Source organism: Phenylobacterium sp. (assembly GCF_046590535.1).
GTDB lineage: Bacteria > Pseudomonadota > Alphaproteobacteria > Caulobacterales > Caulobacteraceae > Phenylobacterium.
In genome coordinates, this window is record NZ_JBKJTG010000040.1 from 1 (window position 1) to 20,224 (window position 20,224).

Annotated in this window: 18 protein-coding genes; 10 read left to right on the forward strand and 8 right to left on the reverse strand. The window is 71.8% G+C overall.

All coding sequences use genetic code 11. The features are described from left to right. The 3 genes from ACLL81_RS02030 to dapA form a co-directional block, all read right to left on the reverse strand. Positions 1-637: GNAT family N-acetyltransferase (locus tag ACLL81_RS02030; protein WP_411286678.1), on the reverse strand; the 637-nt coding region annotated here is incomplete at its 3' end. Position 638: 1 nt separating this feature from the next. After that, entirely contained in the window at positions 639-1,097 is a 459-nt protein-coding gene (gene smpB / locus ACLL81_RS02035; protein WP_411286679.1) for an SsrA-binding protein SmpB, read from the reverse strand. Then, positions 1,097-1,981, reverse strand: a complete 885-nt coding sequence (gene dapA, locus ACLL81_RS02040; protein WP_411286680.1) for a 4-hydroxy-tetrahydrodipicolinate synthase — start codon at positions 1,979-1,981, stop codon at positions 1,097-1,099. The genes smpB and dapA overlap by 1 nt, the downstream gene beginning before the upstream one ends. Positions 1,982-2,102: 121 nt before the next feature. On the opposite strand from dapA, the gene ACLL81_RS02045 reads away from it, so the two are divergent. Further along, a complete protein-coding gene (locus tag ACLL81_RS02045) occupies positions 2,103-4,208 on the forward strand; it encodes a transglycosylase SLT domain-containing protein (RefSeq protein ID WP_411286681.1) in 2,106 nt (701 codons plus the stop codon). A gap of 15 nt (positions 4,209-4,223) precedes the next feature. Here the strand turns inward: ACLL81_RS02045 and ACLL81_RS02050 are convergent, their stop codons facing one another. The 4 genes from ACLL81_RS02050 to ACLL81_RS02065 form a co-directional block, all read right to left on the reverse strand. After that, positions 4,224-4,985, reverse strand: a complete 762-nt coding sequence (locus ACLL81_RS02050) for an ABC transporter ATP-binding protein (RefSeq protein ID WP_411286682.1) — start codon at positions 4,983-4,985, stop codon at positions 4,224-4,226. Continuing rightward, positions 4,982-5,968: a FecCD family ABC transporter permease gene (locus ACLL81_RS02055; protein WP_411286683.1), complete on the reverse strand. Its 987-nt coding sequence runs from the start codon at positions 5,966-5,968 to the stop codon at positions 4,982-4,984. The genes ACLL81_RS02050 and ACLL81_RS02055 overlap by 4 nt, the downstream gene beginning before the upstream one ends. Continuing rightward, positions 5,965-6,696 (reverse strand): ABC transporter substrate-binding protein, encoded by a 732-nt coding sequence (locus ACLL81_RS02060; protein ID WP_411286684.1) that lies wholly within the window; start codon positions 6,694-6,696, stop codon positions 5,965-5,967. Before ACLL81_RS02060 ends, ACLL81_RS02055 begins: the two co-directional genes overlap by 4 nt. A gap of 65 nt (positions 6,697-6,761) precedes the next feature. After that, positions 6,762-7,397 (reverse strand): TetR/AcrR family transcriptional regulator, encoded by a 636-nt coding sequence (locus ACLL81_RS02065; RefSeq protein WP_411286685.1) that lies wholly within the window; start codon positions 7,395-7,397, stop codon positions 6,762-6,764. 143 nt (positions 7,398-7,540) lie between these two features. Between ACLL81_RS02065 and ACLL81_RS02070 the strand changes: the two genes are divergently transcribed. Together ACLL81_RS02070 and ACLL81_RS02075 are read left to right on the forward strand one after the other, a co-directional pair. Beyond that, positions 7,541-8,443 (forward strand): class I SAM-dependent methyltransferase, encoded by a 903-nt coding sequence (locus tag ACLL81_RS02070; protein ID WP_411286686.1) that lies wholly within the window; start codon positions 7,541-7,543, stop codon positions 8,441-8,443. Continuing rightward, positions 8,440-9,231 carry a TrmH family RNA methyltransferase gene (locus ACLL81_RS02075; protein WP_411286687.1) on the forward strand — a complete coding sequence of 264 codons (792 nt, stop codon included), beginning with the start codon at positions 8,440-8,442 and terminating at the stop codon, positions 9,229-9,231. Before ACLL81_RS02070 ends, ACLL81_RS02075 begins: the two co-directional genes overlap by 4 nt. Here the strand turns inward: ACLL81_RS02075 and hrpB are convergent. After that, positions 9,228-11,663, reverse strand: a complete 2,436-nt coding sequence (gene hrpB, locus ACLL81_RS02080; RefSeq protein WP_411286688.1) for an ATP-dependent helicase HrpB — start codon at positions 11,661-11,663, stop codon at positions 9,228-9,230. The genes ACLL81_RS02075 and hrpB overlap by 4 nt on opposite strands. Before the next feature lie 131 nt (positions 11,664-11,794). On the opposite strand from hrpB, the gene ACLL81_RS02085 reads away from it, so the two are divergent. From ACLL81_RS02085 to ACLL81_RS02115, 7 genes are all read left to right on the forward strand, one after another. Further along, positions 11,795-13,558, forward strand: a complete 1,764-nt coding sequence (locus tag ACLL81_RS02085) for an amino acid permease (RefSeq protein ID WP_411286689.1) — start codon at positions 11,795-11,797, stop codon at positions 13,556-13,558. A gap of 140 nt (positions 13,559-13,698) precedes the next feature. Beyond that, positions 13,699-14,376: an MBL fold metallo-hydrolase gene (locus tag ACLL81_RS02090; protein WP_411286690.1), complete on the forward strand. Its 678-nt coding sequence runs from the start codon at positions 13,699-13,701 to the stop codon at positions 14,374-14,376. 54 nt (positions 14,377-14,430) lie between these two features. Continuing rightward, positions 14,431-15,168 carry a response regulator gene (locus tag ACLL81_RS02095; protein WP_411286691.1) on the forward strand — a complete coding sequence of 246 codons (738 nt, stop codon included), beginning with the start codon at positions 14,431-14,433 and terminating at the stop codon, positions 15,166-15,168. Continuing rightward, a complete protein-coding gene (locus ACLL81_RS02100; RefSeq protein WP_411286692.1) occupies positions 15,165-16,508 on the forward strand; it encodes an ATP-binding protein in 1,344 nt (447 codons plus the stop codon). Before ACLL81_RS02095 ends, ACLL81_RS02100 begins: the two co-directional genes overlap by 4 nt. 112 nt (positions 16,509-16,620) lie before the next feature. Then, on the forward strand, positions 16,621-18,201 hold the full coding sequence (locus ACLL81_RS02105; RefSeq protein ID WP_411286693.1) for an efflux RND transporter periplasmic adaptor subunit: 1,581 nt from the start codon (positions 16,621-16,623) through the stop codon (positions 18,199-18,201). A gap of 4 nt (positions 18,202-18,205) precedes the next feature. Next, positions 18,206-18,889, forward strand: coding sequence for an ABC transporter ATP-binding protein (locus ACLL81_RS02110; RefSeq protein WP_411286694.1), 684 nt, complete (start codon positions 18,206-18,208; stop codon positions 18,887-18,889). Then, entirely contained in the window at positions 18,886-20,118 is a 1,233-nt protein-coding gene (locus ACLL81_RS02115) for an ABC transporter permease (protein WP_411286695.1), read from the forward strand. The genes ACLL81_RS02110 and ACLL81_RS02115 overlap by 4 nt, the downstream gene beginning before the upstream one ends. Positions 20,119-20,224: the final 106 nt, after the last annotated feature.

Consider the following 20,224-nt stretch of genomic DNA (forward strand, 5'->3'; position numbering starts at 1 on the left):
CCTGCAGGAAGACCTGATCCACGCCGCGCGCCGCGATGGCCTGCCCCAGGGCGGCCAGCACCTGGCTGGCCAGGCCCCGCCCGCGGCGCGCCTGGGCGGTGCGCATCCCGTGCACGCCGGCCCAGCCATGGCCGAAGGTGGCGACCCCCACCGCCACCGTCCGGCCGTCTTCGCGCACCTGGGCGTAGACAGCGTCCGGCGAACGGCTCAGCGCAGCCACCCGGCTGGCGCCCTCCTCAGGGTCGAACCCCTCGCCAAGGAAGACCGCGCCCCACGCCGCGTCAGGCCGCTCGAGGATCTCGCCAGGGGTGTCTCGAAGGGTGGCTAGGCGCCCCACATCCCCGACCTTCACCACCGTGGGCTTGGCGCCAGCATAGCCGCGGGTGGCGAGCGCCGCCTGCACCGGCGCCAACCCGCGCGCCTCGGCTATGCGGAAGGCCGGCGTCAGCCCCTCGGTCCAGTAGGCGGCCTCGATGCCGCTCAGAGCGTCAGCGCCGGCCGTGTGGCTCAGCGGCACGGCGCTCTTCGCTCGGCCGATCGGGCCTGCGTCCAGTGGGACCAGCCAGCCGTCGATCTCCACAAGCTTGGCGGGCGCGACGCCTTCAACCGTGGCGCGCTCGATGGCCGCGATGTCCACCTCAGCCCTTGTCCCGCATCAGCCGGGCCTTGTCGCGCTGCCAGTCGCGCTGGGCGGTGGCCTCGCGCTTGTCGTGTTCTTTCTTGCCCTTGGCTAGCGTGATCTCCAGCTTCGCCAGGCCGCGCTCGTTCCAGTAGAGCTTGGTGGGGATGATCGTGCGGCCCTCGCGCTGGACGGCGCCGATCAGCTTGTCGATCTGCTTGCGCTTGAGGAGCAGCTTCCGGTGCCGCCGCGGCTCGTGGTTGAAGTGCGGACCGGCCTGGGCGTAGGGCGGGATGTCGGCGTTCACCAGCATGATCTGGTTGCCCTCCACAGCCGCGTAGCTCTCGGCGATGTTGGCGCGGCCATTGCGCAGGGACTTCACCTCCGAGCCGGTGAGCGCCAGGCCGGCTTCGAAGCTCTCCTCCAGGAAGTAGTCGAACCGCGCGCGTCGGTTCTCGGCGATCAGCTTGCCGACCATCAGATGACGCCGGCGTCGCGCAGGGCTTCCAGCACCTCGGCCCGCGAAGCTTCCGAGGCCGCCACTATGGGCAGCCGCGCGTCCTCGGCGCAGAGGCCCAGGTGAGCCAGGGCGAACTTGGCGGGCGCGGGCGAGGCGTCGGTGAACAGGGCGTGGTGCAGGCGGATCAGCCGGTCCTGAGCGTAGAGCGCGCCCGACCAGTCGCCCGCCAGGACGGCGTTGTAGAAGTCAGCGCACTGTTCGGGCGCCACATTGGCGGTCACCGAGATGCAGCCGTGGCCGCCGTGGGCCATGTAGCCCAGGGCCGTGTTGTCGTTGCCGGACAGCATCGTCCAGCCCTCGCCGCAGGTCAGCCGCTGGACGCTGGCCCGGCCGAGGTCGCCGGTGGCGTCCTTGATCCCCACCATGTTCGGCAGCTTGGCCAGCCGGGCCAGGGTGTCGTTGGAGATGTCGACGCTGGTGCGCGCCGGCACGTTGTAGATCAGCACGGGCAGCTGAACCGCGTCATTGATCGCGGCGTAGTGGGCGTAGAGGCCTTCCTGACTTGGGCGGTTATAGTAAGGCGTCACCACCAGGGCCGCATCGGCGCCCACCGTCTTGGCGTGGCGGACCAGCTCGATGGCCTCGGCCGTGGCGTTGGAGCCGGCGCCGGCCACCACCGGCACGCGGCCTGCGGCGGTCTTCACGCAAAGCTCCACCACCGCGCGGTGCTCGTCGTGGGAGAGGGTCGCCGTCTCGCCGGTGGTGCCCACGGGAACAAGCCCGTGAACGCCCGCCGCGATCTGGCGTTCTACCAGGGCGGTGAAAGCGGCCTCGTCGATTTCCCCGTTTCGGAACGGGGTGACGAGCGCCGGCAGGACGCCCTTGAACATTGGGTCGGACATGGTCTGTAAAAAGCCGTGAATAGGTCGCCTGTTGTGGCGACGTTCAGAATTGGCCGGACAATATGGCGGTGCGGGGTTGGCCCGCAACGTCCGTTGTTCCGTGAACCTCCGGGGGCGTCGATTGCACCGTAAGGCCCGCAAGGCAATCCTGGTCGCCAGCACCGTCCTGCTGGCCAGCGCGGGCGCGCGCGCCCAGCCCGCCGATCCCATCGGCCAGATTCTCGGCCAGCCCGTGCCTGCCCCCACCTATCGCCTCATCCAGCAGCCTGCCCAGAGCGTGCAGCGGCCGCTGTCCTATGCCGACGCCCAGGCGTTCGGGATGGCCATGGCCGCCAACAAGCGCGGCGACGTCACCGGCGCCCGCAGCGCCATCGCCGGGATCGGCGATACGGTGGCCCGCAAGACGGCCACCTGGGGTCTGGTGGATGCCAACGCCGAGGCCCTGAGCTTCTACGAGATCGACCAGGCCCGACGCGAGCTGCTGGGGTGGCCCCGGCCAGCCCGCCGGCAGATCGCCGCCGAAAAGCTGCTGGAGATCTCGGGCAAGACCCCGGCCCAGGTGGTCGAATGGTTCGCCGGCGCCGAGCCGCAGAGCGCCTATGGCGCCCTGGCTCTGGCCCAGGCCTACCGCATGCAGGGCCAGCCACAACCGGCCACAGCCCTGGTGCGCCGCTGGTGGCGCGACAAGAGTTTCGAGGCCGACGCCCAGCGCAGCTTCCTGGCCCGCTTCGCCGACGTCCTGACCATGGACGACCATGCCCGGCGCGCCGACGTGATGCTCTATGGCCCGCACGGCCCGGCCACCCGCGATATCGTCGCCCTGCTGCCGGCCGACGCGCAGGCCGCGGCCCAGGCGCGCATCGCGCTACGCGCCAACGCGAGCAACGCCAACGACCTGCATGGCGCACTGGTCGGCTCCGCCTCCGCCAGCCCTGGCGTCGCCTTCGAGCGCGCCGCCTACATGCGCCGGCGTGGCATGGACACCATCGCGGTGGGCCAGCTCGCCAACTTCCCTCGCGAGATCGTCACCTCGGAGCAGGCCGCGCGGATCTGGGACGAACGCTACCAGCTGGTGCTGTCGTCGCTGCGCAACCGCGACGCCCGCAGCGCTTATGCGGCGGCGGCCAACTCGGGACTCACCACCGGCGGCGACGCGGCGGACGCCGAATTCTACGCCGGCTGGATCGCGCTCACCAAGCTGAACGACCCCCAGGCCGCCGGGCGCCACTTCGCCGCCCTGGCGCAGATCGGCGCCTCGCCGATCACCCGCGGCCGGGCGCTCTACTGGCAGGGCCGCGCCGCCGACGCTCGCCGCGACCCCGCCGCCGCCCAGGGCTTCTACACCGAGGGCGCCCGCCACGTGACCACCTTCTACGGCCAGCTCGCCGCGGAGAAGATCGGCCAGCGGCTGGTGCTGCCCGCCGATCCGCGGCCGACCGCGGACGACCGCGCCCGCTTCGAGGCCCACGAGACCGTGCAGGCCATGCGGCTCCTGGCCGACCAGGGCCAGCGCGACCTCTTCAAGGTGTTCGCCCTGCACCAGGACGACATCGTCCCCGATGTCACCGAGGCTGTCCTGCTGGTGGACGCCGTCCGCGGCTACGGCGACCAGGACACCTCCATGAAGGTGGTGCGCGCCGCCGCCCAGCGCGGCCTCATCCTGGCCGACCGCGGCTATCCGGTGCGCACGCCGCCGCAGGTGGCCAACGGCCCGGAAACCGCCCTGGTCATGGGCATCACCCGCCAGGAAAGCGGCTTCGATCCGCTGGTCCGCTCCGGCGTGGGCGCGCGCGGGATGATGCAGTTGATGCCCTCGACCGCGGTGATCGTCGCCCGGCAGATCGGCGTCGGCTATTCGCCCGGCATGCTGGACGAGCCGGACTACAACATGCGCCTGGGCGCCAGCTACCTGGGACAGTTGGTGAGCCAGTTCTCCGGCTCCTACGTGATGGCCACCGCGGGCTACAACGCCGGCCCCGGGCGGCCCATCCAGTGGTCGTCGTTCTGCGGCGATCCGCGCGGCGGGGCCACCGATCCCATCGACTTCATCGAGTGCATCCCGTTCTCCGAGACGCGCAACTACGTCATGCGGGTGATGGAGGGGATGCAGGTCTATCGCGCCAAGCAGAACGGCGGCTCTGCCCCGATCACCCTGGCTTCCGACCTTCGGCGCGGCAGCTACAGCTATCCCGGCGCCCTGCCCTCGGTGGCGTCCAGCGGCCCTTAGGGGTTACGCGTCCGTTCAACCGCCGGCGCGGCGCGCCACGATCATCAGCCCCTCGGCGGTCTCTTGCAGCTGTCCGTGCAGGCCAAACGCTGAGGCCAGCACCGCAGGCGCCAGCGCTTCGCCGGGCGGGCCGTCGGCCACCACCCGCCCCGCCTGCAGCACGACGATCCGGTCGCAGGCCCGCGCCGCCAGGCTGAGGTCGTGCAGGGTCAACACCACGGCGGCGCCCCTGGCGGCCTCCTGGCGGAACAGCTCCAGGGCAAGGAGCTGAGCGTCAGGGTCGAGGCCGGCGGCGGGCTCGTCCGCCACCAGCAGGGGCGCGGCGGTCACCAGCAGCCGGGCCAGCAGGGCCCGGGCCCGCTCCCCGCCGGACATGTCGAGCACGCCACGGGTCTCCAGGCCGCTGAGCCCCACCCGGGCCAGGGCCGCCTCGGCCCGCGCCCGCGCCTCTCGTGGCGGCAGGTGGAAGGCGCCCAGGCCGGCCACTCGCCAGGCGGACAGGTTCCAGCCGACGCGGCGTTCCTGCGGCAGGTAGGCGGCCAGGGCCGCGCGCTCCGCCTCGGAGATCGCGCCGAGCTCACGACCGCCGAGTTGCGCCGAGCCCAGATCGACGCGGGCCAGGCCAAGGGCGGCCCGCAGCAGGGTGGTCTTTCCCGCCCCGTTGGCGCCGACGACGCCCACCACCTCGCCGGGGTGCGCGCAGAGGCTCGCTTGCGCCAGGACGATGCGCCCGGCCCGCGTGACCGTGGCGTTGCTGAGTTCCAGCGCCGGGGTCATCCGCGCCAGCTCCGCGCCGCGCGCCAGGCGATCAGGGCGAACAGCGGCGCGCCGAACAGGGCCGTGACCACCCCCAGCTTCAGCTCCAGGTCGGTGGGGATGATCCGGGCGGCGAGGTCGGCGGCCACCAGCAGGCCCGCCCCGGCCAAGGCCGAGGGGACCAGCACCCGGCCGGGATCGGCGCCGGCGCCGGCCCTCACCAGATGCGGCGCGGCCAGGCCCACGAAGCCGACGATCCCGGCCATGGCCACCGAGGCTCCCGTGAGCAAAGAGGCGCCGGCCACGGCGGCGGCGCGCAGCCGGGCCATGGGCAGCCCCGACAGCGCCGCGGTCTCCTCGCCCAGGCTCAGCATGACCAGACCACGGGCTGCGTAGGCGCAGAGCGCCACGCCCAGGCCCACGGGGATCAGCTGGCGGCCGATGTCGCCCCAGTCGCGGTTGGCCACCGAGCCCAGCAGCCAGGAGAACACCTCGGCGAGGGTCACCGGCGAGGGCGAGAAGTTGAACACCAGGGAGGTCACCGCCCCAGTGAAGGCCGACAGCGCCACCCCGAACAGGATCAGCGTCTCCGGCTCGCGGAACCGCGCAGAGAGCACGGTCAGCAGCATGCCCACGGCCAGCGCCGCAGCAAGCGCCGCGCCCTCGATGGCGCCTGGGGTGGCGGCGAGCCCCAGGGAGATGGCCAGGGCCGCGCCGAGGCCTGCGCCGCCGGAAACGCCCAGCACTCCGGGATCGGCCAAAGGGTTGCGCAACAGGCCCTGCATCACCGCGCCGGCCAGCCCCAGGGCGGCGCCCACCACCAGGGCGGCGACGGTGCGCGGCGCCCGGATGCTCCACAGCACCTCTCCAGGTCCGGAGGCGGGATCGGCGAAGGCCTGGGCGATCTGCGCGCCGGTAAGCTGGGTCTCGCCCAGCAGCAGGCCGGCGGCGGCGAGCCCCAGGACAGCGGCGGCCAGCGCCAGGTTGAAGGCGGCGCGCCTCACCTGGGAGCCCTGGCGGCCAGCAGGGCTACGGCCTCGGCGGCGCCCCAGTCGGGACAGCCCAGCAGGGCGCCGGGCAGGCTGGCGGCGGCGCGCCCACGCACCACCCGCTTCAGCACCCGGTGCCGGCCTGGGCCCCAGCTATCGCCGGCCAGCTGAAAGGTGTCGAAGAAGCCCAGCACCAGGGTTCCTGGCGGCTTCAGCGCCAGGCCTTCCAGGGAGACGGTCTGGAAGCCCGGTCGGGTCTCCGCGTTGCGCAGGCCCGCGGCGCGCAGGATGGCGTCCACCAGGGTGCCGGGGCCGGAGGTCACGCCGCTGGGGGTCAGGTAGAGCGCGCTCGCCCCGCGCCAGGCGCCGGCGGCCGCGGCCAGCCGGGCGTCCATGCGGGCGATCAGCGCCTCACCCCGCCCTGGCTGCTCCAGAGCCCGCGCCACCCGGCGGATATTGGCCCGCACCCCATGGAAATCGGCGGCGTCCTCAATGGTCACCACCTGCACGCCACGGGTCTCCACCGCGCGGACCAGGCGCGGATCGCCGCCCCAGTAGCGGACCACCACCTGCGGTTCGGCGGCCAGCGCGGTCTCCAGGTCGACGCGTTTCCTGGGCAGGCCCCGGGCCAGCCCCCGCAGCCGCGAGTCGGCGTCGTCGGCGCGGGTGGAGAGGCCGACGATGGCGTCGCGGGGGCTGAGCGCCAGGACGTACTGGTCGGCGCATTGGTCAAAGGAGAGCACCCGCGGTGTCGCCTGGGCCAGGACCGGCGCCAGCAGCGCCAGTCCGGCCGCCAGGACGGCAGGCGTCAGTCGATCACCAGGCCGTTCATCAGCCCGTCGAGGGTCACCTGGATCAGTTCGTCCTGGTCCGCCCAGGCGAAGGCCGGGCGGGCGGCCAGCAGGGCCACCACCCCGTGGCAGGACATCCATAGCGCCTGGGCCGCGGTTTCCGCCGCCCCGGTGCGCAGGCGGCCTGAAGCGGCGATCTCGCGCACCACGCCGCAGAAGATTTCGTAACATTGGGTGCTCAGGTCGACGGTGCCCTCGGGCCACAGGGCCGCCGATAGCGGACGCGGCACCGAATAGACAAGCTGATAGGCGTTTGGATGCTCCAGGCCCCAGCGCATATAGGCGTCCAGCATCATGCGCACGCGCACCACCGGGTCCACCGGCTTGGCGGCGATCTCGCGGTTGCGCTCCAGCAGCAACTCGAGCGTCCGCTGGCAGATCTCCAGCAGGATGCAGCCCTTGTCCTGGAAGTGCATGTAGAGGGCGGTGGAGGAGACCCCGACCTCGTCGGCGATCTTGCGGATCGTGGCGCCTTCGTAGCCGTCGGCGACGAAGATGCGCTCGGCGGCCTCGAGGATCTCCGCCCGGCGGAGGTGGCCATCGCCCTTCGCCTTGCGGGCGGAACGGCGGGTGGTGGTGGCTACTGCGGTCAACGGCTTACTTCCCCCGGCCCGGATTGGCCCAGCGGACCCCAATTCCACCGGCATGACAAGTCCCGGTACGGAAAGTCCCGCAAGATCAAGACCAAGCGCCGCAGCACTGGACGCCTGCGGAGCGAACCCGTAAGGCGCAGCCCATGAGCTCAGCGCCTCCGCCCAAGGTCGCCGCCGCCCCGGGCGTGATGCGCACCACGGGCTGGGCCGACTACGCCCTGCTGGACAGCGGCGCGGGCCGCAAGCTGGAACGCTACGGCCCCTACACCGTCGTGCGGCCCGAGCCGCAGTGCCTGTGGACCCCCAGCCTGGCCGCCGAGGCCTGGGAGGCCGCCGACGCGGTGTTCGATCCCACCGACGAGGAGGACGCCGGCCGCTGGCGTTTCCGCGAACAGCCAAAGGAGACCTGGCCGCTGGCCTGGGGCGAGGCGAAGTTCAAGGCCCGCTTCACCGCCTTTCGGCACCTGGCGTTCTTTCCCGAGCAGGCGGCCAACTGGGCGTTCCTGGAGGCCGCGGTGCGCGCCCGGACACAGCCCAGGGTGCTGAACCTGTTTGGTTATACGGGCGTCGCCAGCCTGGTGATGGCGGCGGCGGGCGCCGCCGTGACCCATGTGGACGCGTCGAAGAAGGCCATCCAGTGGGCGCGGGAGAACGCCGAGCTTTCCGGGCTGGCCGACCGGCCGATCCGCTGGATCACCGAGGACGCCCGCAAGTACGTGCAACGCGAGGTGCGTCGTGGCTCCCGCTACGACGGGATCATCCTCGACCCCCCGAAGTACGGCCGTGGGCCGGCCGGTGAGGTCTGGCGACTGTTCGAGGACTTGCCTGAGCTTGCTGGTCTATGTGCTGAACTTCTTTCGGAAAACGCCGCGTTCTTTATCCTCAACGCCTATGCCGAGCGGATCTCCGGCGCGGCGCTTTCGGGGCTGCTGTCGGAGAAGCTGGCGCACCGCGGCGGGACCATCGAGTGGGGCGAACTGGCCCTGGTTCAGGACGGCGGCCAGCGCCAGATCGGCATGTCGTTCTACGCCCGGTGGGCGCCGTGAGCGGGCGCACCGTCACCTCCCTGACCAACCCGACGGTCAAGGCGGTGCGCGCCCTGCATCTGCGCAAAAGCCGCGACGCCACCGGCCTGTTCGTGGCCGAGGGGCTGAAGACCGTCACCGAGGGCGTCGAGACCGGCCACGCACCGAAGGTCCTGCTGCACGGCGCCGAAGCCGGCGACCACCCGCTGCTGCGGCAGGCGGTGGAGGCGACCCTGGCCGGCCGCGGCGAGGTCATCGAGGTCACCCAGGAGATCCTCGCCAAGGTCTCCCGCCGGGACAATCCGCAGGCGGTGGTGGGGGTGTTCCGGCAGGTGTTCCGGCCCCTGGAGGACGTGGCGCCCTCCGACGCCGCCTGCTGGGTCGCCCTGCACCGGGTGCGCGATCCCGGCAACCTGGGGACCATCGTGCGCACCGCCGACGCCGCTGGCTGCGGCGGAGTGATCCTGGTGGGCGAGTGCTGCGACCCCTATTCGGTGGAGGCGGTGCGCGCCACCATGGGCTCGATCTTCGCCGTGCCGCTGATCCGCGCCACCGAGGCCGAGTTCACCGCCTGGCGGGCCGGCTGGCCGGGCTCGGTGGTGGGCGCCCTGCTCAGCGCCACCGTGGACTACCGCGCCCAGCCCTATGCCCGCCCGACCATGATCCTCATGGGCAACGAACAGCAGGGCCTGCCGCCGGAGATGGCCGGCCTCTGCGACGTGGGCGTCAAGATCCCCATGCGCGGCCGCGCCGACAGCCTGAACCTGGCCGTGGCAACCGGCGTGATGATCTACGCGGTGACCGCCTAGGTCCCCCGCGGCTTGGCCCGGCTGGTGGGAGCCGCGACAGAGGGGTCCTCCGGCCAGACGTGGCGCGGATAGCGGCCCCGCATATCGGTGCGCACGTCCTTCCAGGACCCTTTCCAGAAGCCCGGCAGGTCCTGGGTGGTCTGGATCGGGCGGTGGGCCGGCGACAAGAGCGAAAGGGTCAGCGGCAGGCCTGCCACCCGGGGGTGCTCCGCCAGGCCGAACACCTCCTGCACCCGCACGTCCACCCGGGGTCCACCCTCGGCGGCGTAGTCGATGGCGAAGGCGTTGCCGGTGGGCGCGGTCCAGCGCAGGGGCGCCAGGGCGTCCATTGCCCGCTGGCGGTCCCAGGGGACCAGGGTCCTGAGCGCCCCATCCAGCGCATCGGGCCTCAGCGATGCGAGGCTGCGGACACCTGGCAGGACGGGCGCCAGCCAGTCGTCGAGCTGTTCGGCCAGGCCCTGGTCCGACAGATCCGGCCAGGTCGGGTCCTGCGCCCGCAGAAACGCGACCCGCTGGCGCAGGGACTTCGCCGCCTCGCCCCAGGGCAGCACGCCGACGCCCTCGCGGCGCACCCGGTCGGTCAAGGCGGCGGCGATCAGCGCCGGGTCGGGGTTGTCGTCGATCTCCTCGCGCAGCGTCAGCCGGCCCAGGCGTGTCAGCCGCTTGGCCCGCAGGCGCCCGGCCCCGCTCTCCTCCAGGCGGTCCTCGGTTTCGAGCTGGCCGGCGAAGGCTGCGATCAGTTCGTCCTCCGCCAGGGGGGCGGCCAGCAGGATGCGGTCGCGCCGCTCGCCGCCACCCAGCTCGGCCACCGCCAGCCAGGGTTCGCGGGCCAGCGCATCGGTAGGCTCCACGAAGGCGCCGCGGCCGCTGACCAGCTGGAATTCCCCCTGCCCGCCCCGCGCCTTGGCCACCCGCTCAGGATAGGCGAAGGCCAGCAGCAGGCCGTCCGACAGGGGCTCGCTCCGCCCCGGCTTGCCGGCCAGCCTGGCCCAGCGGTCGGCCAGGGCCTGGGCGTCGCGGGCCCGCGGAGAGCGGTCGCGGGCCAATCCTTCCAGCCGGTGGCGCAGGTCGGCGTCGCGCCCACCCAGGCCGTGCTCGGTGACCAGCGCCGCGATCCGAGCCGCGCGGGGCGCCTGGCCGGTGTCGGCGGCCTTCAGCACCATGTGCGCCAGCCGGGGCGGCAGCGGCACGTCGGCCAGAGCCCGGCCGTGGGCGGTGAGGACGCCGTCGTCGGTGAGCGCCTCCAGCCGCCGGAGCAGCAGACGGGCCTCGCCGAAGGCCGCTGTGGGCGGCGGATCGAGGAAGGCGAGCGCGTGAGCGTCCCGGGCGCCCCACCTGGCCAGGTCCAGGGCCAGGCCGGAGAGGTCGGCGTCAAGGATCTCCGGGTCGGCGAAAGCCGGCAGGGCCCGGGTCTCGGCCTCGTCCCACAGGCGGTAGCAGACCCCCGGCGCCGTGCGCCCCGCCCGGCCGCGGCGCTGGTCGGCGGCGGCGCGGCTGACGCGGACGGTGGCCAGCCGGGTCAGGCCGCTGGCCGGATCGAACCGGGGAACCCGAGCCTGGCCGGCGTCGATCACTACGCGGACGCCCTGGATGGTCAGGCTGGTTTCGGCGATGGAGGTGGCCAGCACCACCTTGCGACGGCCCTCGGCGGCGGAGGCGATGGCGCGGTCCTGGTCGCGGGGATCGAGGGCGCCGTACAGCGGCGCGATGTCCACGTCGGGGCGGCGCACCCGCTCGGCCAGACGCTCGGCGGTGCGCAGGATTTCCCCCTGCCCCGGCAGGAACACCAGCAGGCTGCCGGTCTCCTCGGCCAGGGCGCGCTCCACGGCGCGGACAACGCGGTCTTCCAGGCGCAGGCGATCGTCGCGACCCAGGTAGTGGGTGACCACGGGAAAGGCGCGGCCCTGGCTCTCGATCACCGGCGCGTCGCCCAGCAGGCGGGCCACCGCGGCGCCGTCCAGGGTCGCCGACATGACCAGCAGGCGCAGGTCCGGCCGCAACAGGGCCTGCGCGTCCCGGGCCAGCGCCAGGCCCAGGTCGGCGTCGAGGCTGCGCTCATGGAACTCGTCGAAGATCACGCAGGCCACGCCGGCCAACTCCGGATCGGCCAGGATCATCCGGGCGAAGACGCCCTCGGTGACCACCTCGATGCGGGTGGCGGCGGAGACCTTGGACTGCATCCGCACGCGGAAGCCCACTGTGGCGCCCACCGGCTCACCGAGCGTCGCCGACATCCGCTCGGCGGCGGCGCGGGCGGCCAGGCGCCGGGGCTCCAGCACGATGATCCTGCCCCCCGCCGTCCAGGGCTCGCTCAGCAGCTCCAGGGGCACGAGGGTGGTCTTGCCGGCTCCGGGCGGGGCCACCAGCACGCAGGCGCAACCGGCCCGCAGCGCGGCCTTCAGATCGGGCAGAATCTCGTGGACCGGCAACATCTTCCCCCGCCATAGCGGCGCTTTCCGGCGCGGTCACGCGGGGGGCGTTGCCTGAACGTGTGGGGCTCTCTAACGTCCGCCCCAATACCAACCGGCCGGCGCCGTCGCCGGCCCAAGGGGGATCGACCAATATGAGCGCAGACGCCGCCCCACGCGGGAACAGGCTCTTTCTTCGTAAATCCATCGAACAGGTGCAGCGGGAGTCGGAGACGCACGGGCTGAAACGCACCCTGGGGGCCATGAACCTGGTGCTTCTGGGCATCGGCTGCATCATCGGCGCCGGCATCTACGTCATGACCGGCAATGCGGCGGCCAACTTCGCCGGCCCGGCGGTGGTGCTCTCCTTCATCGTCGCCTTCTTCGCCTGCGTGTTCGCGGGCCTCTGCTACGCGGAGCTGGCCTCCACCATGCCGGTGGCGGGCTCGGCCTACACCTACAGCTACACGACGCTGGGCGAGCTGTTCGCCTGGGTGATGGGCTGGCTGCTGGTGCTCGAGTACGGGGTCGCCGCAGCCACCGTGGCGGCCGGCTGGTCCGGCAATGTGGTCAGCCTGCTGGCCAACTTTGGCGTGTTGATCCCAGCCACCCTGACCACGTCCTACGTGCAGGCCACGGCCGGCGCGGACGGCCTGCTGACTTTCGTGGCCGGCGGCGGCGCCAACATCCTTGGGGCGCTGGGCATCCTGGCGGTCACCGGCCTGCTGGTGCTGGGCGTCTCCGAATCCGCCTCGGTCAACAACGTCATCGTGTTCATCAAGGTGGGCGTGCTGCTGCTGTTCATCGGCTTCGGCATCGGCTTCATCAACATCGAGAACTGGCAGCCCTTCGTGCCGGCCAACGAGGGTGGGTTCAAATACGGGGTGCCGGGCATCTTCCGGGCCGCGTCGGTGATCTTCTTCGCCTATGTGGGCTTCGAGGCCGTCTCGACGGCCGCCGCGGAAGCCAAGAACCCGCAGCGCGACATTCCCATCGGCATCCTGGGCTCGCTGATCGTCTGCACGGTCATCTACATGCTGGTCGCCGCCGTGCTCACCGGCGTGGTGCCGTTCCGCGAGCTGGGCGTCGCCGCCCCGATCGCGCTCGCGGTCGACCAGATGGGCATCACCTGGTTCGCCCTGCTCATCAAGGTGGGCGCGGTGGCCGGCCTGACCTCGGTCATGCTGATCCTCACCTACGGCCAGAGCCGGGTGTTCTACGCCATGGCCCGGGACGGCCTGCTGCCCCGGTTCTTCGCCACCCTGCACGACAAGTTCCGCACGCCCTGGATTGGCACCATTGTCCTGGGGGTGATCATCGCGGTCACCGCCTCGCTGCTGCCGATCACCATCCTGGGCGACCTGGTCAGCCTGGGCACCGCCTGCGCCTTCGGCATCGTCTGCCTCAGCGTCATGTATCTGCGCACCACCCACCCTGACCTGATACGCCCGTTCCGCGTGCCCCTGGGCGGCGGCTACGTCACCAAGCCGGTGATGATCGTCGTGGCGGTGGTCATGGCCTTCCTGCTGCTGGGCTTCTTCCGGTTCCTGCTGGAGAGCACCTGGACCACGGCAGGCGCCCTGGTGGTGGTGGCCGGCGGCCTCCTGTGGCTGGCGATGACCTGGCGCAGCCGCGCCGACCGGGTCTGGATCGGCACCGCGCCCCTGGGCGGCATCTTCTTCGCCGCCGTGATGGCCGGACCGCTGATCGAGGACGTGTTCCGCAAGGCCGCCACCGGCGACACCATCCCGGCCTACATCCTGGGTGGCTACGGGGTGGTCGGGGCGCTGATCTACATCCTCTATGGCTACCGCAACTCACGGCTGGGCAAAGGCCTGCCGCAGATCGACGACGACCAGGGCGCAGGCCCCGGTCCCGCCCAAGCCATCGTCCACGGCCTGGATGACGGCCACGCCTAGAGCGTGACAGCCGAAAGTGGATACCGGTTTCGGCGCCTGTCACGCTCTAAGCCTTTAAAGATAGACCCATCCCTCCTCGTCGTGGGGAGGGATGTGGGCGGGCTTTTATTTTGTCCGCCGAACGCCGATCATAGGGACGCATGAACGCCCCCCGGACCCCGCTGGCGATCCGCGCCCTGATCGCGCCCGTGACGCCCCTGCAGCAGAACTGCACCCTCGTGTGGTGCGCCAGAACGCTGAAGGCCGCCATCATCGACCCCGGCGGCGAGGTCCCGCGCCTCCTGCAGGCGCTCAAGGACCAGAACCTCACCCTGGAGAAGATCTGGATCACCCATGGCCACCTGGACCACGCCGGCGGCACGCAGGCGCTCAAGGAGGCCACCGGTGTTCCCATCGAGGGCCCGCACCCCGACGACGCCTTCTGGATCGACGAGATCACTGCGTCGGGGGCCCGCTGGGGCATGCCCGAGGCTCGCGCGTTCACCCCCGACCGCTGGTTGGGCGACGGCGACACGGTGACCCTGGGCGAGACAGAGTTCGAGGTGCTGCACTGCCCCGGCCACACGCCGGGCCACGTGATCTTCTTCCACCGCCAGGCGCGGTTCGCCCAGGTGGGCGACGTGCTCTTCCAGGGCTCCATTGGTCGCACGGATTTTCCGCGGGGCAACCACGCCGACCTGATCGCCTCGATCACCGGCAAACTCTGGCCGCTGGGCGACGACGTGCGCTTCGTGCCCGGGCACGGGCCGATGTCCACCTTCGGCCAGGAGCGCCTGACCAATCCCTTTGTGGCCGACGCCGTGTTGTCGCAGTCGTGACCCCGTTACAGGCGCGAAATCCGAGTGTTACGCCGGCCCGACACTGTGTCGGGCATGGAGCCTTCGACTGACATGGCGCTGGCCGGCGCCCGTATCCTGATGGTGGACGACGATCCGGGCATCCGCGACTTGGTCTCCGACTTCCTGGGCAAGCACGGCTACAAGGTCGAGACCGCCGGCGACGCCCAGGAGATGGCCCAGGCGCTGGAGCGCGGGCCGGTCGACCTGATCGTGCTGGACGTGATGCTGCCGGGCGAGGACGGCCTGGCCATCTGCCGGCGGCTGGCGGTGGGCGACCGGGCCCCGCCGATCATCATGCTCTCGGCCATGGGCGAGGACACCGACCGCATCGTCGGCCTGGAGCTGGGGGCTGACGACTACCTGGCCAAGCCCTGCAATCCCCGCGAGCTGCTGGCCCGGGTCCGGGCGGTTCTGCGCCGCGCCGAGCAGCGGTCCTCCGGGGCCGGGGTCGACGCGGGCTGCGAATTCGCCGGCTGGCGGCTGGACCTGGTGCGCCGCGAACTGCGCTCGCCGCAGGGCGTGGTGGTGAACCTGTCGTCGGGCGAGTTCTCGCTGTTGCGCGCCTTCGTGGAGCGGCCCCAGCGGGTGCTGACCCGCGACCAGCTTCTGGAATTCGCCCGGGGCCCCGACTCCGACGCCTTCGACCGCGCCATCGACGTGCAGATCAGCCGCCTGCGCCGCAAGCTCGACGACGGCGGCGGCGGCCAGGATCTGATCCGCACGATCCGCAACGAGGGCTACATGTTCACCGCCAAGGTCAAACGGGCGTGAAACCGCTGGCGGGCGTCAGGCCCACCGCGTCCCTGTTCGTGCAGATGCTGACGCTCACCGGCCTGACCCTGGTGGCCGCCTGGGCGATCAGCATCTTCCTGCTGTTCAACCTGCCGCCCCCTGCCCCCGACTTCTATCGGCTCAGCGAGATCGCACAGACCTTCCGCGGCGCGGCGCCCGCCTTCGTGGAACGCCGGCCTCTGGAGCGAATCACTCTCGACAAGGCGCCCGGCCCCGCCATGGAGGGCGGGCTGATGCCGCAGATCCGTGCACAGATCGCCCTTGATCTGGGGGTTACCACCGACCGGATCGTCATCGCCGGCGACCGCGGGCCCCTCTCCGACCGCCGGGTCGCGCGCACCATCCGCGAACGCATCGCCCGCGAGGGCGTACGCGAGGAGCATTTCCTCATCGACCCGTTCCAGGTGGCGATCCGCCAGGCGGACGGCCGCTGGACCACCGTGCGGCCGCAGCCGGCGTTTGGCCTGGCCGGCTGGCAGCAGCGGCTGGTGCTGTGGTTCTTCCTCTCCGCGGTGGCCATGGCGCCGGTGGCCTACATCTTCGCGCGCCGGCTCTCCGCCCCCATCCGCCTGTTCGCCGACGCCGCCGAGCGGCTGGGCCGCGACCCCCGCGCCGCGCCCCTGACGCTGAAGGGCCCGGCGGAGATCAGCGTGGCGGTGCGCGCCTTCAACGACATGCAGCACCGGCTGCGCCTCTACGTCGAGGACCGCACTGCGATGATGGCGGCGATCGCCCACGACCTGCGCACCCCCCTGACCCGCCTGCGCTTCCGCATCGAGGGCCTGCCGGAGGAGCAGCGCGCCAAGATGTCCGCCGACATCGACCAGATGGAGGAGATGATCGCCGCCACGCTCAACTTCGTGCGCGACGCCAGCCGTCCTGGCGAGCGCACCCCGCTGGAGCTGTCGTCCCTCCTGGAGAGCCTATGCGACGAGATGGCCGAGACCGGCGCGGAGACGGAGGTGGCCGCCGGTGAGCGGGTGGTGCTCGATGGCGACCCCATGGCGCTGCGCCGGCTGTTCTCGAACCTGCTGGAGAACGCCGTGAAGTATGGCGGCCGGGCCCGGGCGCGGGTGTTCGCCGACTCCGCCAGCGCCTTCGTGGAGATCGACGACGACGGCCCGGGGATTCCACCGCAGGACTCCGAGCGGGTGTTCGAGCCGTTCTATCGTCGGGAACCCTCGCGCAGCCGGCAGACCGGCGGCATGGGCCTGGGCCTGGCGGTGGTGCGCTCCATCGCCCGCGGCCACGGCGGCGATGTCGCCTTGGTCAACCGGGCCGGCGGCGGCCTGACGGCGCGGGTGCAGCTCCCCCTCTGAGGATGTTGCGGCGGCGTAACCCCGCGCCCGGCGGTGAAATCGATCCGCAACGCCCCAATGGTGAAGGTGTCGGCGGCGGTAGAACTGTCGCCCTGAGATTCTCCGAGGACGCATGAGCCCGACCCCCGCCGCCCGCCGCCGCCTGCTCGGGCTTTCCCGGCCGCTGCTGATCGCGCTGGGCGTCATCGCCCTGGTGCTGGCCGCGGTGGTGGCCTGCCAGATGCGGCCGACGGAACCCAAGGATCCCTACCGCTTCGCCGCCGTCGAGCGTGGCGCGATCACCCGCGCGGTGTCGGCCTCAGGCACGCTCGAAGCCCTGGTCACGGTGGAGGTGGGGTCGCAGATTTCCGGCCTGATCCGTCAGGTGCTGGTGGACTTCAACGATCAGGTCCGGGCCGGACAGACCCTGGCGACTCTCGATCCGCAGACCTATGAGAGCCGGGTGGCCCAGGGTCAGGCCGATGTTTCCGCCGGCGTCGCGTCCCTGCGCCAGGCGCAGGCCCAGCTGGCCAACAGCCAGGCCGACTTCAACCGCAAGAAGGAACTGGTGAGCCAGGGCATCTATTCGCCCTCGGTGCTGGACCAGTCCACCGCGGCCTTCCGCAACGCCCAGGCCGGCGTCGAAGCCGCCCGCGCCCGCATCGGCCAGAGCCAGGCCTCCCTGCGCAGTCAGCGGGTCGATCTGTCGCGCACCACCATCGTCTCGCCGATCGACGGGGTGGTGGTCGACCGCACCGTGGAGCCCGGCCAGACCGTGGCCGCCAGCTTCCAGGCGCCGGTGCTGTTCCGGATCGCTCAGGACCTGTCCAAGGTGCAGGTGAAGATTTCCGTGGACGAAGCTGACATCGGCCAGGTGCAGGAAGGCCAGCGGGTCCGCTTCACCGTGGACGCCTTCCCGGACGACAACTTCGAGGGCGTGGTGACCCAGGTGCGCAAGCAGCCCACCACCGAGCAAAACGTGGTCGCCTATACGGTGATCGCCGAGGCCGACAATCCCCAGGGCAGGCTGCTGCCCGGCATGACCGCCAACGCCGACATCGTGCTGGAGATCCGGCCCAATGTGCTGAAGGTGCCGGCCGCGGCCCTGCGCTGGACCCCGCCGTCGGAGAACGCCGGGCCCCGCGCCGGGGGCTTGGGCGGGCCGCCCGGCGGCGGCGCAGGTGTCGGGGGACCCGGCGGCGGTGGCCAGGGCGCCCAGCGTGGCGGCATGGGCCGGGTGGTCGAACAGCTCGACCTAGACGCCGGGCAGCGCCGCAAGTGGGACGCCATCCAGGCCGAGATGCGCACAGCCCGACAGTCCGCCATGGCCTCGGCCGGGAGCGACCGGGCGAAGCTGCGCGAGGCCATGCGCAAGTCCATGGCCGACGCCTTCGCCAGGCTGGAGCCCTCTCTGAAGCCTGCCCAGAAGGCCAAGCTCACCGTTCTGCGCGCCACCCTGGCCCAGGGCGGCGGGGCCCGTGGCGGCCTGCGCGGCGGGGTGGTCCATGTGCTGCGCGACGAAAAGCCCACGCCGCTTGCGGTGCGGGTCGGGGTGACGGACGGGACCAACACCGAGATCATTGGCCCGCTGAAGGCCGGCGACCAGGTGATCGTCGGCGGCGGCCCCAAGGGCAAGATCCAGGCGCGTGTGGGGTTCGGTGGCGGCCCGCCCGGTAGCGGCGGCGGCGGCGGTCCGAACCGGATGCGCATGTAGCCCAATGATCGAGATCACGGACCTGCGGAAGGTCTACATCATGGGCGACGAGGAGGTGGCGGCTCTGGCGGGGGTCACCCTGCAGATCGCTCGCGGTGAGCACGTGGCGGTGGTCGGGCCTTCCGGCTCTGGCAAGTCCTCCCTGATGAACATCCTGGGCGGCCTCGACCGGCCCACCACCGGCGCCTACCGTTTTGACGGAGAAGATGTCGGTAGGTTCGACGACGACGCCCTGGCGGGGTTCCGGCGGCGGCGGATCGGCTTCGTGTTCCAGTCCTTCCAGCTGCTGCCCAGGCTCACCGCCCTGCAGAACGTCGAGCTGCCCATGATCTACGCGGGCGTCCCCCGCGCCGAGCGCCGCGACCGCGCCCTGGGCCTGCTGGACCGGGTCGGCCTCGGACCCCGCAAGAGCCACCGCCCCACCCAGCTTTCCGGCGGCCAGCAGCAGCGGGTGGCCATCGCCCGCTCGCTGGCCAACAACCCCGACCTGCTGCTGGCGGACGAGCCCACCGGGGCTCTGGACAGCCAGACGGGCAAGGAGGTGCTGGCCCTGTTCCGGCAGCTCAACGGTGAGGGCCTGACCCTGATCCTGGTGACCCACGACGCCGAGGTGGCGGGCCAGGCGCACCGCCGGGTGGCGTTCCGCGACGGGCTGATCGTGGAAGACGACCACGGGGTGGCGCCATGAGGGTCTGGGAGCTGATCCGGTTCGCCGTGGGCGCCATCGTCGCCCATCCCTTGCGCAGCGCGCTGACCTCTCTGGGCGTGGTGATCGGCGTGGCCGCCGTGGTGATGATGACCTCCATCGGCCTGGGCGCGCAGCAGCGGGTAACCGGCGCCATCGCCGGCCTGGGCTCCAACCTGATCATCGTCAGCCCCAACTTCCAGCGCGGTGGCGGCTTCGCCAGCGCCGGCGCTGGCCAGGGCTTTTCCCTCACCGACGGCGACGCTGAAGCCATTGCGCGGCAGGTGGAGGGGGTCGCCGCAGTGGCTCCGGTGGTGCGCGGCCAGGCCCAGCTCGCCGCCGAGGGCGCCAACTGGAACACCCGGATCGAAGGGGTCACCCCGCCCTACTTGATCGCCCGCGACCTGACGATCGCCCAGGGCCGCATGTTCGACGAGCGCGAAGCCCGGCAGGGCCGCAAGGTCGTGGTGGTGGGGCCCACCGTGGCCCGCGAACTGTGGGGCGATGCCGACCCGGTGGGCCGCCGCGTGCGGGTGCGCAGCGTGCCTTTCGAGGTCGTCGGCGTGCTGGAGACCAAGGGCCAGTCCGGCTTCGGCCAGGACCAGGACGACCTGATCCTGGGCCCGCTGGAGGCGGTGCGCTCGCGGATCGTCGGGCGGCGCAGCCGTGGCGACACGGTGCAGACCATCTATGTGAAATCCGAGACCGCCGAGGATCTCGACCGGGTGCAGGAGGAGGTCAGCGCCCTGCTGCGCGAGACGCACCGCATCCGCGCCGGCGACGACGACGATTTCCAGACCCAGAACATGGCCTCCATCCTGCAGGCCAGCCAGGCGGCGATCGCCACCTTCACCGTGCTGCTGGCCGCCGTGGCCGGGGTCAGCCTGCTGGTGGGCGGCGTCGGTATCATGAACATCATGCTGGTGGCGGTAACCGAGCGCACGCGGGAGATCGGCCTGCGGATGGCCGTGGGCGCCAGGCGCTCCGACGTGCTGATCCAGTTCGCGGTGGAGGCGGTTACCCTGTCCCTGGCCGGCGGCCTGATCGGCCTGACGCTGGGCGTCCTGGGCGCGTTCGGCATCGCCAAGCTGGGCGACTGGCCGGCCGCGGTGCCCGCCTGGGCGGGACCCCTGGCGCTGGGTTTCTCCATGCTGGTGGGCTTGGTGTTCGGAGCCTACCCGTCCTGGCGGGCGGCGCGACTCGACCCGATCGAGGCGCTACGCCGCGAATAAGGCAGAAGAAAGCTCGCAACCTCTGCTCCGCTTCGTGGGTTAGCCAGACCGCAACCCCCGCGAGACGCCATGTCCGAGCCGGAAAAAACACCCGACCAAGAGCTTC

What these genes read in the sequence shown, in the direction of transcription:
- smpB (WP_411286679.1), bottom strand. Translation starts at nt 1,097, where the DNA reads ATGGTCGGCAAGCTGATCGCCGAGAACCGACGCGCGCGGTTCGACTAC.
- dapA (WP_411286680.1), bottom strand. Translation starts at nt 1,981, where the DNA reads ATGTCCGACCCAATGTTCAAGGGCGTCCTGCCGGCGCTCGTCACCCCG.
- ACLL81_RS02050 (WP_411286682.1), bottom strand. Translation starts at nt 4,985, where the DNA reads ATGACCCCGGCGCTGGAACTCAGCAACGCCACGGTCACGCGGGCCGGG.
- ACLL81_RS02070 (WP_411286686.1), top strand. Translation starts at nt 7,541, where the DNA reads ATGAGCTCAGCGCCTCCGCCCAAGGTCGCCGCCGCCCCGGGCGTGATG.
- hrpB (WP_411286688.1), bottom strand. Translation starts at nt 11,663, where the DNA reads ATGTTGCCGGTCCACGAGATTCTGCCCGATCTGAAGGCCGCGCTGCGG.
- ACLL81_RS02085 (WP_411286689.1), top strand. Translation starts at nt 11,795, where the DNA reads ATGAGCGCAGACGCCGCCCCACGCGGGAACAGGCTCTTTCTTCGTAAA.
- ACLL81_RS02090 (WP_411286690.1), top strand. Translation starts at nt 13,699, where the DNA reads ATGAACGCCCCCCGGACCCCGCTGGCGATCCGCGCCCTGATCGCGCCC.
- ACLL81_RS02095 (WP_411286691.1), top strand. Translation starts at nt 14,431, where the DNA reads ATGGAGCCTTCGACTGACATGGCGCTGGCCGGCGCCCGTATCCTGATG.
- ACLL81_RS02105 (WP_411286693.1), top strand. Translation starts at nt 16,621, where the DNA reads ATGAGCCCGACCCCCGCCGCCCGCCGCCGCCTGCTCGGGCTTTCCCGG.
- ACLL81_RS02110 (WP_411286694.1), top strand. Translation starts at nt 18,206, where the DNA reads ATGATCGAGATCACGGACCTGCGGAAGGTCTACATCATGGGCGACGAG.
- ACLL81_RS02115 (WP_411286695.1), top strand. Translation starts at nt 18,886, where the DNA reads ATGAGGGTCTGGGAGCTGATCCGGTTCGCCGTGGGCGCCATCGTCGCC.